This is a genomic window from Bradyrhizobium sp. USDA 4516, assembly GCF_054055915.1.
The window spans coordinates 4391497-4406559 of the sequence record NZ_JBSRXT010000001.1; the positions used below are offsets into that span (position 1 = coordinate 4391497).

Below are 15063 nucleotides of genomic sequence, written 5' to 3' on the forward strand. Positions count from 1 at the left end.
GAGATCCCTCGAACACAATATGGTACCGCAGGGTAGCTGTCGCCAACATGAACGGCGTGGCCGCCTCATTGTCGCAGGAACGCCTCGAGCCTGGCGAACAGCGGGTTCTCGCGGTCGAACACATAGTCCAGCGACACCACCGACACGGTTTCGGCGCCGTGCTCGCGCAGGAAGCTGCCGAGCGCGTAGAGCTTGCCCGGTGGGCAGTGCAGCGTAAGCATGCCCGACGAGGTCGGGCCGCCGAACGGGGTGACCACGCCGAAACGGTTATGCGCCTCGGAGAGCAGCGCATCGTTGCAGCCGGCGAAGCGGGTGCGGACCTCGCGATACTTGCTGGCGCGGGCGCGCGCAGCGATGTGGTCGAGGATCACGCGCGCGGTCTCGCGGGCGCCCTTCGACCAGTCGGCATCCTTGGACGCCACCAGATTGGCCTGGCTGCGCAGCATGACGCCGTCGTCGAGCACCTTGAGCCCGTTGGCGGCAAGCGTCGCCCCGGTGGTCGTGATATCGACGATCAGCTCGGCGGTTCCGGCGGCGGGCGCGCCCTCGGTGGCGCCGGCGCTTTCGACGATGCGATAGTCGCCGACGCCGTGTTTGGCAAAGAAGCCGCGCGTCAGATTGATGTATTTGGTCGCCACCCGCATGCGGTGATTGTGCTGCTCGCGGAAGCCCGATGCGACGTCGTCGAGATCGGCCATGGTGCGGACGTCGATCCAGGCCTGCGGCACCGCGACCACGACATTGGCAAAGCCGAAGCCGAGGCCTTCGATCATCAGCACGCGCTTGTCGGCATCGGGAATGCTCTCGCGCACCAGGTCCTCGCCGGTGACGCCGAGATGCACCGAGCCGCGGGCCAGATTGGCCGCGATCTCGCTCGCCGAGAGATAGGCGATCTCGACATTGTCGACGCCGGCGATAGTGCCGCGATAGTCGCGGGCGCCGCCGGCCTTCGACAAGGTTAGCCCGGCGCGGGCGAAGAAGCTTTCGGCGTTTTCCTGCAGCCGCCCCTTGGAGGGAACGGCGACGACGAATGGCGTGCTCATTGGGCGGCTCCGAAGGAGGTGGCCTGGCCATGCCGGGTCATCGCCTCGATCCAGACCGAGAAGCCGACCGCGGGGATCGGATTGACTGATCCGAGCTGCGTCATCAGCCCGTCATAGCGGCCGCCCGCGACCAGCGGTTCGGCGCCGTTGCCCCTGGCGTGCAGCTCGAACTCGAAGCCGGTGTAGTAGTCGAGGCCGCGGCCGAACGCGGTGGAGAACCGGGTCTTTCGGATGTCGATGCCGCGCGCGGCCATGAAGCCGATCCGGCTCTCGAGCTGGTCGATCGCGACGGCAAGGTTCAGCTGGGCGTCGCCAGCCAGCGCGCGCAGCTGCGCGACCGCGTCGTCGGGATCGCCCGCAATCGCCAGGAAGCGCTTGATGGTCGCGACCGCATCGCGCGGCAGCGCGCCTCCCTTCAGCGTCGATTGCTCGAGGAAACGGTCGGCGATCTCGGCCACCGTGCGGCCGCCGACATTGGTGGTGCCGGCGATCGACATCAGATCGGTGACCAGCGCCAGCGCCGCCTTGCGGTCGGAGCCGGCCAGCGCGGCGAGCACGCCCTCATATTCGTTGCGGCCCGGCGCCGTCTTGAGCGTCAGCTGCTCGATGTCGTCGGTCAGCGAGACCTTGCGGTTGAAGTCCTTGATCAGCCGGCGCCGCCACACCGGATAGAGGTCGAGCGCATCGATCAGCGCGTTGAACAGCGCGACGTCGCCGGTGCGGATTTCGACGTCCTTCAACCCGAACGCCGTGGTCGCCTCCAGTGCCAGCGCCAGCATCTCGGCATCGGCCGCGGCGCGGTCCTGCCGCCCGAACGATTCGATGCCGGCCTGCAGGAACTGGCTCGGCGCGCCGCCGCGATAGCGGAACACGGGGCCGAGATAGCTGAAGCCGGCGGGCTGGCCGGCGCGGGCGGAGGCGAGGTAGTCGCGCGCCACCGGGATCGTGAGGTCCGGGCGCAGGCAGAGCTCCTCGCCGCTCGGGTCCGTCGTCAGGTACAGGCTCTTGCGGATGTCCTCGCCGGAGAGATCGAGGAACGGCTCGGCCGGCTGCAGGATCGCGGGCTCGGACCTCTGATAGCCGGCCTGCGCGAACGAGGCCAGCAGCGCATCCGCCCAAACGGCGGATCCGGCGGCGGATCGTGGTGCGGCAGCTTCGGTCATCTCGACGTCCAATAGGTCCGGACCAGGTTCCGGCGCGGGTTCCAAGGGTGGTTCGGGGCAGCCCTTACCATGGCCGGATCGGGGTTTCGACAGCGATCGGCCAAGTGGCTTAATGATTGCGTGCGTTAACGATTTTGCGACGGCTTGGCTAGGGGCAGATGTTTGTCCTCGGCTTTCATCGGGTAAGCGAGCTGCAGGTTCCGTCATCCCGGCGCAAAGGCTTCGCCTTTGTCGCTGGAGGCGCGAGCGCAGCGAGCCTCGAAGGATCGACGGCCACCAGCCGGGCCGTGCATCCTTCGAGGCTCGCCGAAGAGGCTCGCACCTCAGGTTGACGGGGAGGGAGTATGTGGCCCATTTCCTCGCCAGTCCCCCAGTGCCGCCTGTACCAGCGCCAGCGCGGCGACGGCGGCGGTGTCGGCGCGCAGGATGCGCGGGCCGAGGGCGAGGCGGAGGATGGCGGGCTGGCGCAGCAGCAGCGCGCGCTCCTCCTCGGCAAAGCCGCCTTCCGGGCCGATCAGGACATCGATCCCGGCGTTCGCAGCCGATGCCGCCGCCAGCGCCTGCACCGGGCTTTCGACCTCGGCCGCCTCGTCGCAGAACACCAGCAGCCGCGCCGGATCGCGCCCCGCCAGGAAACGTTCGAGGGGCAGGGGGTCGGCGACTTCGGCGAGCGAGATGATCCCGCATTGCTCGGCGGCCTCGACCGCATTGGCGCGCATCCGCTCGCCGTTGACCCGCGACACCTGGGTGAAGCGTGTCAGCACCGGCACGAGCCGCGCGGCGCCCATCTCGACCGCCTTCTGCACCATGTAGTCGAGCCGCGCATGCTTCAGCGGCGCGAACACATAGGTGACGTCGGGCAGGCGGTCCTGCGCGCGGGTCTGTGCCGCGACCGTCAGCATGTCGGCCCGCTTGCGGCCGGAAATCTCGGCGCGCCATTCGCCGTCACGCCCGTTGAACACCAGCACGCTGTCGCCGGCGCCGAGCCGCAGCACGTTGCCGAGATAGTTGCTCTGATCGCGTGCGAGCGGAACGGTTGCGCCGGCGCCGAGCGGGGCGTCGACAAACAGGCGGGGGCTGCGGAAATCGAGTTCAGGCATATTCGAGGCGGCTTCAGTGCGGTGTGGCCAGTTTACCAAACTGCGCGACACCGTAATCCCGCGGACTCCTCAGGAACTCGCCAGCCAGGTAATATTGAGCGTCGATATATTGCTTCTGTCACCAAGTCATTTCTTTAGTCCAAGGGGCCGCTTGCACGCGGTCCCTTTTGCTGTTCGGTCGCCCGCGGCGTCGGCCCATGAATCCAAACCGGGGCCTTACCGAAAATCCTGTTCAGGCAAATTTGATGGTCCATTTTTACCGCCGTTCGTAGCCTAAAGGCTTAGAATCGGGGAACAATTTAATATGGCCGGTGTGGCCCTACGCCGCGCTGTCGCCCAAATCCACGGGTTGTTAAGGCCTCACAGGAATCGTAAAACGCCCCCAAAATTCGTTGCTTCGTTTTTGTTGCGCTGGGGTTGCCTGGACCTTTTGCCGGAGAAACACCCTCGATGATCCGCCGTCTGATCGTGCTGACCGTTGCTGCGACCGCCCTGTCCGCGGGGCAAGCTGTTGCCCAGAGCGCTTTTCCGGCCCCGTTGCCCAATCAGGCCGGTAAGGCCGGCACCGCGTCCGACCCCGCGTTTCCGCCGGTCAATGGCATGCGTCCAAGCCAGGCCGGAACCGCCTCGGATTCCGCATTCCCGCCGGTCAACGGCGCGCCGGCGGCCAGGGTCGGTGCCACGCCGTCGGCATTTCCGAGCAGTGGCGCGGCCCCCATCGCCGGCGGCGGGCTGTCGTCGCCGCCCCCGCCGGGTGCGGGTGGTGGTGGTGCCGCCGACGCCTGCATGAAGAATTTCACGCCGCTGCGCGAGGATGCGGAGAAGCGCGGCAAGGCGATCAAGGCGGCGAGCGATCGCCACGCCAGCCCCCAGGAGGCCTGCAAGCTGATCGGCAATTACAGCCAGGCCGAGATCAAGATGATCAAATATGTCGACACCAACGCACAGAAGTGCGGAATTCCGCCGCAGATCGCCGACCAGCTCAAGGCCGGACACAAGAATACCGAAGCGCTGCTGAAGAAGGTCTGCAATGTCGCGGAGCAGGCGGCGGCGCAGCCGCGTGGGCCAGCGGGGCCGAGCTTGAGCGACGTACTCGGTTCGTCCGCCTCGCTGCCGGAAGCGACGCCGACCAAGAAGGGCGGCAGCACCTTCGATACGCTGAACGGCAACGTCCTCACCCGTTGAGGGATCACCCATGAGCGATGTCTCCACCCGCGTTGCCGACTCCACAGGCAACTGGGTGGATACCCATGCGCCGGTCTGGACGCGGCCCTATCTGCGGCTTGCGCGCTACGACCGGCCGATCGGCTCCTGGCTGCTGTTGATGCCGTGCTGGTGGTCGGCGGCGCTTGCCGCCGGCGTCGCGCATGATGTGCGTTCGCTGCCGCTCGTGGTCCTGCTGTTCTTCATCGGCGCCTTTGTGATGCGCGGTGCCGGCTGCACCTGGAACGACATCACCGATCGCGATCTCGACGCCAAGGTCGAACGCACGCGGTCGCGGCCGATCCCCGCCGGGCAGGTCACGGTGACGCAGGCGGTGGTCTTCATGGTCCTGCAGGCGCTGATCGGGCTTCTCGTGCTGCTGCAGTTCAACCGCTTCGCGGTGATGACCGGCATCGCCTCGCTTTTGATCGTCGCGATCTACCCGTTCATGAAGCGGATCACCTGGTGGCCGCAGGTCGTGCTCGGCCTTGCCTTCTCCTATGGCGCGCTGATGGGATTTGCGGTGACGCTCGAGCGCATCGATCTGGCCGCGATTGCGCTCTACGCCGGATCGATCGCCTGGGTGATCGCCTACGACACCATCTACGCCCATCAGGACGCCGAGGATGATGCGCTGATCGGCGTCAAATCCACCGCGCGCCTGTTCGGTGCACGCACCCATCGTGCGCTCGTGATCTTCTATGGTCTCGCCGTGCTCTTGATCGGCGTGGCGTTCGCACTCGCAGGGGCGCGCTGGCCGGCCTGGATCGGGCTGGCGGCGTTTGCGTTGCATCTCGCCTGGCAGGTCCGGCGGCTCGACATCAGCGATGGCGCGCTCTGCCTGCGCATCTTCAAGTCCAACCGCGACGCCGGCTTGATCCTGTTCGCGAGCCTCGTCGTCGACGCGGTGCTGCGCGCGGCGTGATGACTTCGCAGGATGGGCGGAGCGAAGCGTACAAACCCATGATTCGGCGGCCGCGCCACAAACTCGCCGTCGTCCCGGCGAAGGCCGGGACCCATAACCACCAATGCTTCTTGTTGTGCGACGCTGGAACGACGAGTCCCGTCAACGACATCTGCTGCGGCGTATGGGTCCCGGCCTTCGCCGGGACGACACCGATTGTGAGGCAAATGGAGCGAGACGGTCAGATTAATCCCGCGCGATGATCTCGCGTTCGCCGCGATGTATGCTGGTGCCGTTGAGGCTGACACCGGCGCGGCGGCGGACCAGGAATTTGGGTCTCCGCGCGCGGATCGCGTTGCGGCGACGGCGGCGCGGCGAGGGCGTCCGCGGCGCCGGCTCGGTCAGTTGCGGGAGACGGAAGATGTCGCTCCACATCTGCCAGGCGGAGCTGATCTCCTCGGCATCCGAACTGGAGCCGAGCGGAATGCTGAGCGCGGGATCGCGGTGAACCAGCACCAGCATCTGCGCGTCGTCGATGCCGCGCACCGCGACGCCGAGAAAGTCGCTGACGCGAACATTGACCGCCATCCGCATGCCGAGAACGGCACGGCGCAGCACGACATGTTCGCGATGAAGCTCGACCTGCCGCATGCCGCCATCCGCGCGCGCGTCCTGCGCGTGGAAGCTGAGCGGAAGGGAAAGAGGGTCGAGCCGCAACGCGCAGCTCGACCCGGCGGAATTGATTCCGCTTGTTGGTGTTTGACGCCTCAAAGCTCTGTCTCCCCGCCGGGATTATGTTCCCGGTCGTTGTGTGAGAGCCTAGCCGAGCGATGTCCGTTCCCCCTTAAAAAGCCTGGTTAATCCCTCCTCACCTCGTGCCATGATTGACAAGAGGTTGGCCCGCATGATTGACGAAGCCTTGCCCCCATCACTCAAATCTTTGTTGCCTGCGGCGCAAAGTGCTTGAAATCCCTGTGAAACCGGCACATCTGGTGGGTCTGTCGACCTCGTTCCGGGCCCCCCTCAATCCGCAGGAATTCGTTCGTGAACTCTTCACCATCTGCATCGCGACACGGCGATAGCTCCGATCTGTTCGACCAATCGGGCCTGAGCGACCTTGCACAGCGCCTGGTCGATGCCGCAAAGCGCGCGGGGGCCGATGCGGCCGATGCCATCGCGGTGCGCGGCGTCTCGCAGGGCGTCGAGGTGCGCGACGGCCGCGTCGAGGAAACCGAGCGCTCCGAAGGCGATGACGTCGGCCTGCGGGTGTTCGTCGGCCACCGCCAGGCGGTGGTGTCGACCAATGACGTCAGCGGCGACGGGGTCGCCAAGCTTGCCGAGCGTGCCGTCGCGATGGCGCGCGTGGCGCCGGACGACAAATATGTCGGTCTCGCCGATCCGGCGCTCCACGCCCACGATTTCCCCGACCTCGATCTGCTCGATCGCAAGGTTCCGAGCACGGCCGAACTCGAGCAGCGCGCGATCGAAGCGGAGGCTGCGGCGCTCGCGGTCAAGGGTGTCACCAAGTCCGGCGGCGCGTCGGTCTCGACCGGGATCGGCGGCATGGTGCTGGTGACGTCGACCGGCTTCCACGGTTCTTATCTGCGCTCCAGCCACGGCATCTCGACGACGGCGATTTCCGGTGAGGGCACCGGCATGGAGCGCGACTACGATTTCACCAGCGCGCCGCATGCCTCCGATCTCGATTCACCTGCTTCCGTTGGCCGCAAGGCCGGCGAGCGCGCGGTGGCGCGGGGCAATCCGCGCAAGGTCGAGACCTGCAAGGTGCCGGTGGTGTTCGATCCGCGGGTCGCCGGCTCGATCGTCGGCCATCTCGTCGGCGCCATCAACGGCGCCTCGATCGCGCGCAAGACCAGCTTCCTGAAGGACAAGCTCGGCGAGCAACTGTTCTCGAAAGATATCCGCATCATCGACGATCCGTTGCGGGTGCGCGGCCTGCGCTCGCAGACCTTCGACGCCGAGGGCGTCAGGGTGAAGAAGACCGCGCTGATCGATGCGGGCGTGCTCACCACCTGGGTGCTGGATTCGGCGACCGCGCGAGAGCTCGGGCTTGTTACGACCGGTCATGCGCATCGCGGCGTGTCGTCCTCGTCGTCTCCCGGAACGTATAATCTGCATCTCGAGCCGGGTGCGGTGACGCCGAAGGAGCTGATCTCCGACATCAAGCAGGGCTTCTATGTCACCGACCTGATCGGCTCCGGCGTCAACGGCGTGACCGGCGATTACAGTCGCGGCGCGTCCGGCTTCTGGATCGAGAACGGCGAGATCACCTATGCGGTCAGCGAAGTGACCATCGCCGGCCATCTGCTGCCGATGTTCAAGTCGCTGGTCGCCGCCAACGATCTGGAATTCCGCTACGGCGTCAATTCGCCGACGCTGCGCATCGAGGGCCTGACGCTTGGCGGACGCTGATACGGACGACTGGACCAAGGCGCGCGATGCCGCCTTGCTGACCAGATCGGTGCAGGAAGCGGGCCGGCTCGCATCGTCACTGTTCCGCACCGAATTGAAGAACTGGATCAAGGGCGCGTCCTCGCCGGTCTCCGAGGCCGACATCGCGGTCAACGACCTGTTGGAGCAGCAGCTGCGTTCGGCAACGCCCGGCTATGGCTGGCTGTCGGAAGAGAGCGCCGACAACGACACCCGCCTCGGCAGGCGCTTCACCTGGATCGTCGATCCGATCGACGGCACCCGCGCCTATCTCGCCGGCCGCGAGGACTGGTGCGTCAGTGTGGCGCTGGTTGAAAATGCATCTCCGGTGCTCGCGGCGGTGTATGCGCCGGTCAGCGAGGAATTCTTCTTCGCCGCCCGTGGACAGGGCGCCACCCTGAACGACGGCGCGGTGCATGCAACCGCAGGCACCGATTTCAACTTTCCGCGGATGGCGGGACCGAAGCCGCTGGTGCAGCGGCTCAGCCCGACGCCGGACGAGATCACGCTCTATCCGCGCATCGGATCGCTGGCGCTGCGGTTGTGCCGTGTAGCACAAGGTCGACTTGACGCGGCCTTTGCGGGCGGGCAAAGCCGCGACTGGGATCTTGCCGCCGCGAATTTGATCGTGCAGGAAGCGGGTGGTAAGATGACCGCGCTCTCGGGGGACGCGATTGAGTACAATCGCCGGGAGGTGACGCATGGGGTGCTGGTGGCAGCAGGACGCGAACGTCATGCACGCATTGTCGAGCATTTTCGCAGCCGTCCTTTGCCGTGAGGCCTCGCCGATCCACGCCGCTTTCCGATTGTGACGACCAGACCTGTTGCGACAGCCTTGTGACGACTAGCCTTGTGACGACCAGACCTGTGACGACCACGACTTCATTTGTTTGCCGGGCATCTCGTTAGGAAAAGCACCATCATGTCAGACAATGCCCAGCCCCAGCTGCTTCACCTCGTGATCGGCGGCGAGTTGACCGATCTCGAGCACAACACCTTCAAGAATCTGGACGAAGTCGAGATCGTCGGCGTCTACCCGAACTATGCGACCGCCTATGCGGCCTGGAAGGCGAAGGCGCAGCAGACCGTGGACAACGCCCAGATGCGCTACTTCGTCGTTCACCTCCACCGGTTGCTCGATCCTGAGCAGGACACAAAGCATTCCCATTGAAACGACTTTTTCGCGATCTGCTGCGCAGCGGCTTCGTGCAGCGCGCGCTGGGTGTGCTTGCGGCCGAGTATCTGCGGCTGGTGTGGTACACCAACCGCTTCAGCTACCAGCCGCATGACGTGTACGGGATCGTCGAGCCCCTGATGCCGGCGATCTTCGTGTTCTGGCACGGCCAGCACTTCATGACGCCGTTCATCAAGACCAAGGAGAGCTACCGCGCCAAGGTCCTGATCTCCCGCCACCGCGACGGCGAGTTCAACGCCCTCGCGGTGGAGCGGCTCGGCATCGGCACCATCAGAGGTTCCGGCGATCATTCCGGCGCGTTCCATCGCAAGGGCGGCGTCGGCGCCTTCCTGGAGATGGTTCGGGCGCTGGAAGACGGCTGCAACATGGCCACCACCGCCGACGTGCCGAAGCGGGCGCGGGTGGCGGGCCTCGGGGCCATCATGCTGGCGCGGGAGACCGGCCGGCCGATCATCCCCTTTGCGATGGTCACCAGCCGATTCATCCGGTTGAAAAACTGGGATTCGACCACCATCAATTTGCCATTCGGGCGCGGCGCAGTGGTAGGTATTGAGCCGGTCTATGTGCCGCCCGACGCCGACGCCGCGACGATGGAAAAGCTTCGGCAGCACGTGGAGGAACTTCTCAACGAAGCGACCCGACGTGCCTATGCAGCGGTCGGGCGGCCGGAGGCAGCGCTTGGCTAGCTCGCTACCGATGACGTTGCGTGTGTACCGCAAGCTGTCGTCCGCGATGGTGCCGCTCGCGCCTGCCCTGATCAAGCGGCGGCTCAAGCTCGGCAAGGAAGATCCCGAACGTGTCGGCGAGCGGCGCGGCGTGAGCGCCGATACCAGGCCGCAGGGCCCGCTGGTATGGATTCACGGCGCCAGCGTCGGCGAGGTGCTGGCAGCGGCCGGCCTGATCGAGCGGCTGCGCGCGCTCAATTTGCGCATCCTGCTCACCTCGGGCACGGTGACCTCGGCCGCGATCGTCGCCAAGCGCTTCCCGCCCGACGTCATCCATCAATACGTGCCGTACGACTCGCCGCGTTATGTGACGCGCTTCCTCGATCACTGGCATCCGTCGCTGGCGCTGTTCATCGAATCCGATTTGTGGCCGAATCTGATCCTGTCGAGCGCCGCGCGGCGGCTGCCGATGGTGCTGATCAATGGGCGAATGTCGCAGCGCTCTTTCCCGCGCTGGCGCCGGGTCTCCAACACCATCGGCGCGTTGCTCGGCCGGTTCGACATCTGCCTCGCGCAGTCGAACACCGACGCCGAACGCTTTGCCGCGCTCGGCAGCCACAACGTCGTCGTCACCGGCAACCTCAAGCTCGACGTCGCGGCGCCGCCGGCCGATCCGGCCAAGCTGGAGCGGTTGATGTCGGTGACCCGCGGCCGTGCCATCGTGGTTGCGGCGTCGACCCATCCCGGCGAGGAAGAGATCCTGATCGAGGCGCACAAGTCGCTCGCGGGATTCTTCCCCGGCCTGCTCACAGTCATCGTGCCGCGGCATGCCGCGCGCGGCGAGGCGGTGGCGCGGCTGGTGACGGAGGCCGGCCTGCGCCCCGGCCTGCGCTCGCATGAGGATCTGCCGGTCGCGACAACAGATATCTACGTCGCCGATACGATGGGCGAGCTCGGCCTGTTCTATCGCCTCGCGCCGATCGTGTTCATGGGCGGCTCGCTGGTTGCGCATGGCGGCCAGAATCCGATCGAGGCGATCAAGCTTGGCGCGGCGATCGTGCACGGCCCGCACGTGTTCAACTTCACCGATGTCTATGAGGCGCTCGATCGCGCCGGCGGCGCGCGCCGCGCCGATGATCGGGAAGCGCTGGTCAAGCAGCTCGGCCAGTTCCTTGCGGATTCCACAGCCCGCGACAATTCGCTGGCGGCCTCCGAGCGCGTCGTCGAACAGCTCGGTGGCGCGCTGGAGCGCACGGTGACCGCTCTCGAGCCCTATCTGTTGCAGTTGCGGCTCGAGATGGGAGCCGCCAATGCGTGAGCCGGCCTTCTGGCACCGGCCGTCGTCTTGCCTATCGCAACTGCTCCAACCGCTCGCCGCGCTTTACGGCGCGGTCGCCGCACGGCGGATGCGGCAATCCGGCGTCGATGCCGGCATTCCCGTGGTCTGCGTCGGCAATTACCATGTCGGCGGCGCCGGCAAGACGCCGACGGTGCTGGCGCTGGCAAGATTGCTGCGTGAGCTCGACGAGCGGCCGGTGGTGCTCAGCCGCGGCTATGGCGGCAGGCTCGGCGGCCCGGTCAAGGTCGATCGCGACAGCCACACGGCGGCCGATGTCGGCGACGAGCCGCTGATGATGGCGGCGAGCGTGCCGGTCGTGGTGTCGCGCGACCGCGCCGCAGGCCTGGCGCTGGCGCGCGCGCAGGATGCCAGCGTGATCCTGATGGATGATGGCTTCCAGAATCCGAGCGTGCTCAAGGACACCTGCCTGATCGTGATCGACGGCACGCGCGGCGTCGGCAATGGCCACGTGATTCCTGCAGGACCGTTGCGCGCGCCGCTGGTGCCGCAGCTGCAACGGACCGACGCGCTGATCGTGGTCGGCGAGGGGGGCGCGGCGCAACGGATTGCGGCCGATCTCGCGTCCCGCGGCAAGCCGGTGCTGTCGGCGCATCTGAAGCCGGAGCAGGCTTCGCTGGCGGCGCTGAACGGAACACGTGCGCTCGCCTTTGCCGGCATCGGCGATCCCGCGCGCTTCTTCAACACGTTGCGCTCAAGCGGCGTCGACGTCGTGCGCAGCAAGGCTTTCGCCGATCATCATGCCTTCACGAAGGAGGAGATCGAAGCGCTCGTTGCTGACGCGCGTGGCGACGCCCTGACGCTGGTGACGACGGAAAAGGATCTCGCTCGGTTGCGTGGTCCGGACGGGATGCCGGCCTGGGCACAGGCGATCGTGCCGTTCGCGGTGATGCTGCAATTCGATGATGGCGACGCGCTGCGGCGCCTGGTGGCCGATCAGCTGTTCAGGGCGCGGGACAGGAGACGCTCCAAATGAACCCGGCCTTGAGCCTAGGCCTGCGGCTTGAGGACGCCAGGATGGTGGCGCTGCAGCACGGCGGTCGGGGTGGCGTAGGCTTCCTGCAGATCGACGCTCCAGTACTTCAGCTCGTCGAGCGGAATCCGGACGTCGGTGATGGCACAACGCACAAAGGTGCCGGGCGAGATCACGCGGAAATCGCCGTCGAGATATTGCACCTGCGCTTCGCCATGGCCCGAGGGACCGAACTTGTTCAGCACGATTGAGCTCTCCGCCTTGCCTCCGATGAGGCCATCTGGATGTCGATGAAACCGTCTATCACAGATAGGGTGTCATGTCCGCCCGTTAAACCACCGACTTGTGATGATTTGGCGGCGGAGGCGCATGGTAGCCTTGTAGGTGTGGTCCGCTGTGTTTGCAGCGCCATAACGAGCCGGCCGGATCGGATGCGCCTCACGTCAGTTTTCATGTGCCTCGCCATGCTTGCCGTGCCGGCCGCGGCCGCGGCGCCGCTCCCGGACCCGCATCAGGTCGAGATCCCCGAAGGCAACGTCACGCTGCACGCGCAGCTCTACCGGCCCGATGGCGACGGCCCGTTCCCGGCCGTCATCGCGCTGCATGGCTGCGGCGGTCTCGCCGGCCGTTCCGAGCCGGTGCTGCCGCGCTATCGCGACTGGGCCGAGCAATTGCTGACGACCGGCCATGCGGTGCTGTTGCCGGACAGCTACGGCTCGCGCGCGCTCGGTCCGCAGTGCCGCATCAAAGAGCATCAGGTCCAGACCCGCCGTGCGCGGGTCGCCGACATCAACGCGGCGCGGCAGTGGCTGGTGCAGCAGAAATGGGTGGCGAAGGGCCGCATCAGCCTGATCGGCTGGGGCAACGGCGCCGCCGCTTTGCTGTGGGCGGTGCGGCCGCAGATGTGGTCACGCAACGTCGAGCCGGACTTTCGCTCGGCGGTCGCATTCTATCCGGATTGCCGCGCCTCGTTCGGCCTCGGCTGGAGCGCGCGGGTGCCGACGCTGGTGCTGATCGGCGCGCGCGACGACGTCACATCGTCATCGGCCTGCCACCAGATGGTCGACGGCGCCCGCGGCCGCAGCGCGCTGGCGCGGATCGTGGTCTATCCCGAGGCCTATCACGACTTCGACCGGCCCAACCTGCCGCTGCACGCGGTCGCGGCCTCCGATGCCGAGATCGCCGAGCGCGGTCACGTCGGCACCGATACCGGCGCGCGCAAGGATGCGCAAAAGCAAGTCGCCGAGTGGCTGTCGCGCTAAGACAGCTGTTGCCGGGCTAGAACAGACTACCCTGATCGACCGGCTTGGTGACGCGCTTCGGCGCTGCCGGTTTCGCCTCGCGCGGCTGAGGCTTCGGCTGGCTCTCGGGCGCCACCGTCGCCGGGGGCTGATCGGCGTTCGCGGTGGCGGCGACGCGGCCATCGGCGAATTCGATCGACAGGCCGGCGTTCGGGCCGACCGCCGCGGCGGAGTGCAGGGCGTGGCCGTGCGCGTCGCGCACCAGCGCGAAGCCGCGCGCCAGCACGCCGCGATAGGACAGCGCCGACAACAGCTGGCCGCTATGGGCGACGCGCGCCTCGAGCCGCTGCATCGTCGTCACCAATGCGCGGCGGGCGCGCTCGGCCAGGCGGTGGGTGCGCTCGAGGTCGCGGGCGATGGCGTTGCGCTGGGCCTTGGCGTTGGCGAGCTTCGAGGCCTTGAGCCGGATCTCGAGCCCGCTGAAGCGCTCGCGGCGGCGATGCAGCAGCGCGCGCGCCGATAGCGTGATGCGCTCGCCGGATGCGGTGAGCCGCTGCCGCGCATGCGCGATCTGGCCGCGCAGCACGCCGATGGTGAGGCGCGAACTGCTGGCGGCAAAGCGGCGGAAATGCGCGTGCGTATTGGCCTTCAGCCCGCGCGGCAAACCTGCTGCGAGATGATCGAGCCGTTGCCGCGGGATCGCCAGCAGTTCGTGCGCCGCCGGCAGCGCCCGCGCCGCGGCGCGCAGCTCGTTGCGGCGCGCCTCCTGGGCACGCTGCCAGCACACCATGGTGCGGCGGGCGAGCGCGGCAACCTCGACGAACAGCTCGCTGCGCACCGGCACCGCCATTTCGGCGGCGGCGGTCGGCGTCGGCGCGCGCTTGTCGGCGACGAAGTCGATCAGCGTGATGTCGGTCTCATGGCCGACCGCGGAGATCAGCGGGATATGGCTCTCGGCCGCGGCGCGGACCACGATCTCCTCGTTGAACGACCACAGGTCCTCCAGCGAGCCGCCGCCGCGCGCGACGATCAAGAGATCAGGCCGTGGAATCCTGCCGCCCTCCGGCAGCGCGTTGAAGCCGCGGATAGCGGCCGCCACCTGCTCGGCCGAGCCGTCGCCCTGCACTTTGACCGGCCAAACCAGCACGCGGCGGGGGAAGCGGTCCTCCAGCCGGTGCAGGATGTCGCGGATCACAGCGCCGGTCGGCGAGGTGACGACGCCGATCACCTCGGGCAGCCAGGGCAAAAGCTGCTTGCGGGCCTCGTCGAACAGGCCCGCGGCCGCGAGCTTCTTCTTGCGCTCCTCCATCAGCGCCATCAGCGCGCCGACGCCGGCAGGCTCCAGCGAATCGATGACGATCTGGTACTTCGAGGAGTTCGGATAGGTGGTCAGCTTGCCGGTGGCGATGACCTCGAGGCCCTCCTGCGGCTTGAAGCGCATCCGGGCATGGGCGAACTTCCAGATCACCGCCTCGATCTTGGCGCTCTCGTCCTTCAGGGCGAAATAGCAGTGGCCGGAGGAATGCGGGCCGCGAAAGCCCGAAATCTCGCCGCGGACACGGACATGGCCGAAGCGGTCCTCCACCGTCCGCTTCAGGGCGGAAGAGAGTTCCGAGACGGTGAATTCAGGCGCGTTGACGAGATTCGGAGCAGCGGTCATCTGATCTATAGAATCGGGGTTTTCGACCCCGTGTGCAAGGTCCGGACGCCGCGTTTCGGGCGTCGAATCACATATCCACATCTGATCGAACCGCGTGTTGCCGCGGTT

The 15063-nt window shown here is 66.9% G+C and carries 15 protein-coding genes; 9 read left to right on the plus strand and 6 right to left on the minus strand.

Annotation, left to right across the window (positions count from 1 at the left end; translation table 11 throughout):
- Positions 1-65: 65 nt before the first annotated feature.
- The 3 genes from hisG to ACVI1L_RS20390 form a co-directional block, all read right to left on the minus strand.
- A complete protein-coding gene (gene hisG / locus ACVI1L_RS20380) occupies positions 66-1043 on the minus strand; it encodes an ATP phosphoribosyltransferase (protein WP_057016654.1) in 978 nt (325 codons plus the stop codon).
- Positions 1040-2206, minus strand: coding sequence for an ATP phosphoribosyltransferase regulatory subunit (locus tag ACVI1L_RS20385; protein ID WP_456783626.1), 1167 nt, complete (start codon positions 2204-2206; stop codon positions 1040-1042). The genes hisG and ACVI1L_RS20385 overlap by 4 nt, the downstream gene beginning before the upstream one ends.
- Before the next feature lie 323 nt (positions 2207-2529).
- Complete coding sequence (locus tag ACVI1L_RS20390; protein ID WP_456783627.1) at positions 2530-3306, minus strand: 16S rRNA (uracil(1498)-N(3))-methyltransferase; 777 nt, start codon at positions 3304-3306, stop codon at positions 2530-2532.
- A 450-nt stretch (positions 3307-3756) separates the two neighbouring features.
- Here ACVI1L_RS20390 and ACVI1L_RS20395 point away from each other — a divergent pair, with 450 nt between their 5' ends.
- Together ACVI1L_RS20395 and ubiA are read left to right on the plus strand one after the other, a co-directional pair.
- Entirely contained in the window at positions 3757-4491 is a 735-nt protein-coding gene (locus ACVI1L_RS20395; protein ID WP_456783628.1) for a hypothetical protein, read from the plus strand.
- Positions 4492-4501: 10 nt separating this feature from the next.
- Positions 4502-5434 carry a 4-hydroxybenzoate octaprenyltransferase gene (gene ubiA, locus ACVI1L_RS20400; RefSeq protein ID WP_057016651.1) on the plus strand — a complete coding sequence of 311 codons (933 nt, stop codon included), beginning with the start codon at positions 4502-4504 and terminating at the stop codon, positions 5432-5434.
- A gap of 225 nt (positions 5435-5659) precedes the next feature.
- Here ubiA and ACVI1L_RS20405 read toward each other — a convergent pair whose 3' ends face one another.
- Positions 5660-6184 (minus strand): DUF6101 family protein, encoded by a 525-nt coding sequence (locus ACVI1L_RS20405; protein ID WP_456783630.1) that lies wholly within the window; start codon positions 6182-6184, stop codon positions 5660-5662.
- 273 nt (positions 6185-6457) lie between these two features.
- Between ACVI1L_RS20405 and ACVI1L_RS20410 the strand changes: the two genes are divergently transcribed.
- The 6 genes from ACVI1L_RS20410 to lpxK all read left to right on the plus strand — a co-directional run bounded on the left by ACVI1L_RS20410 (position 6458) and on the right by lpxK (position 12057).
- A complete protein-coding gene (locus ACVI1L_RS20410) occupies positions 6458-7846 on the plus strand; it encodes a TldD/PmbA family protein (protein WP_456783631.1) in 1389 nt (462 codons plus the stop codon).
- Complete coding sequence (locus ACVI1L_RS20415; RefSeq protein ID WP_225163891.1) at positions 7833-8642, plus strand: 3'(2'),5'-bisphosphate nucleotidase CysQ; 810 nt, start codon at positions 7833-7835, stop codon at positions 8640-8642. Before ACVI1L_RS20410 ends, ACVI1L_RS20415 begins: the two co-directional genes overlap by 14 nt.
- 144 nt (positions 8643-8786) lie before the next feature.
- Positions 8787-9035: a DUF4170 domain-containing protein gene (locus ACVI1L_RS20420; protein ID WP_016848023.1), complete on the plus strand. Its 249-nt coding sequence runs from the start codon at positions 8787-8789 to the stop codon at positions 9033-9035.
- Positions 9032-9745 (plus strand): lysophospholipid acyltransferase family protein, encoded by a 714-nt coding sequence (locus ACVI1L_RS20425; protein ID WP_050384219.1) that lies wholly within the window; start codon positions 9032-9034, stop codon positions 9743-9745. Before ACVI1L_RS20420 ends, ACVI1L_RS20425 begins: the two co-directional genes overlap by 4 nt.
- On the plus strand, positions 9708-11042 hold the full coding sequence (locus ACVI1L_RS20430; RefSeq protein ID WP_229192932.1) for a 3-deoxy-D-manno-octulosonic acid transferase: 1335 nt from the start codon (positions 9708-9710) through the stop codon (positions 11040-11042). Before ACVI1L_RS20425 ends, ACVI1L_RS20430 begins: the two co-directional genes overlap by 38 nt.
- Positions 11035-12057, plus strand: a complete 1023-nt coding sequence (lpxK, locus tag ACVI1L_RS20435; RefSeq protein WP_456783632.1) for a tetraacyldisaccharide 4'-kinase — start codon at positions 11035-11037, stop codon at positions 12055-12057. The genes ACVI1L_RS20430 and lpxK overlap by 8 nt, the downstream gene beginning before the upstream one ends.
- Before the next feature lie 14 nt (positions 12058-12071).
- Here lpxK and ACVI1L_RS20440 read toward each other — a convergent pair whose 3' ends face one another.
- A complete protein-coding gene (locus tag ACVI1L_RS20440; RefSeq protein WP_016848019.1) occupies positions 12072-12299 on the minus strand; it encodes a DUF2093 domain-containing protein in 228 nt (75 codons plus the stop codon).
- Between the two features lie 186 nt (positions 12300-12485).
- Between ACVI1L_RS20440 and ACVI1L_RS20445 the strand changes: the two genes are divergently transcribed.
- Entirely contained in the window at positions 12486-13316 is an 831-nt protein-coding gene (locus ACVI1L_RS20445; RefSeq protein ID WP_456783633.1) for a dienelactone hydrolase family protein, read from the plus strand.
- Between the two features lie 16 nt (positions 13317-13332).
- On the opposite strand, the gene xseA is transcribed toward ACVI1L_RS20445, so the two are convergent.
- The gene (gene xseA / locus ACVI1L_RS20450) at positions 13333-14955 is read right to left on the minus strand and encodes an exodeoxyribonuclease VII large subunit (RefSeq protein WP_456783634.1); all 1623 of its coding nucleotides are present in this window, start codon (positions 14953-14955) and stop codon (positions 13333-13335) included.
- Between the last annotated feature and the right edge of the window lie 108 nt (positions 14956-15063).

Coding starts and splice junctions, on each gene's coding strand:
- hisG (WP_057016654.1), bottom strand. CDS start 1,043: ATGAGCACGCCATTCGTCGTCGCCGTTCCCTCCAAGGGGCGGCTGCAG.
- ACVI1L_RS20385 (WP_456783626.1), bottom strand. CDS start 2,206: ATGACCGAAGCTGCCGCACCACGATCCGCCGCCGGATCCGCCGTTTGG.
- ACVI1L_RS20390 (WP_456783627.1), bottom strand. CDS start 3,306: ATGCCTGAACTCGATTTCCGCAGCCCCCGCCTGTTTGTCGACGCCCCG.
- ACVI1L_RS20395 (WP_456783628.1), top strand. CDS start 3,757: ATGATCCGCCGTCTGATCGTGCTGACCGTTGCTGCGACCGCCCTGTCC.
- ubiA (WP_057016651.1), top strand. CDS start 4,502: ATGAGCGATGTCTCCACCCGCGTTGCCGACTCCACAGGCAACTGGGTG.
- ACVI1L_RS20420 (WP_016848023.1), top strand. CDS start 8,787: ATGTCAGACAATGCCCAGCCCCAGCTGCTTCACCTCGTGATCGGCGGC.
- ACVI1L_RS20430 (WP_229192932.1), top strand. CDS start 9,708: ATGCAGCGGTCGGGCGGCCGGAGGCAGCGCTTGGCTAGCTCGCTACCG.
- lpxK (WP_456783632.1), top strand. CDS start 11,035: ATGCGTGAGCCGGCCTTCTGGCACCGGCCGTCGTCTTGCCTATCGCAA.
- ACVI1L_RS20445 (WP_456783633.1), top strand. CDS start 12,486: ATGCGCCTCACGTCAGTTTTCATGTGCCTCGCCATGCTTGCCGTGCCG.
- xseA (WP_456783634.1), bottom strand. CDS start 14,955: ATGACCGCTGCTCCGAATCTCGTCAACGCGCCTGAATTCACCGTCTCG.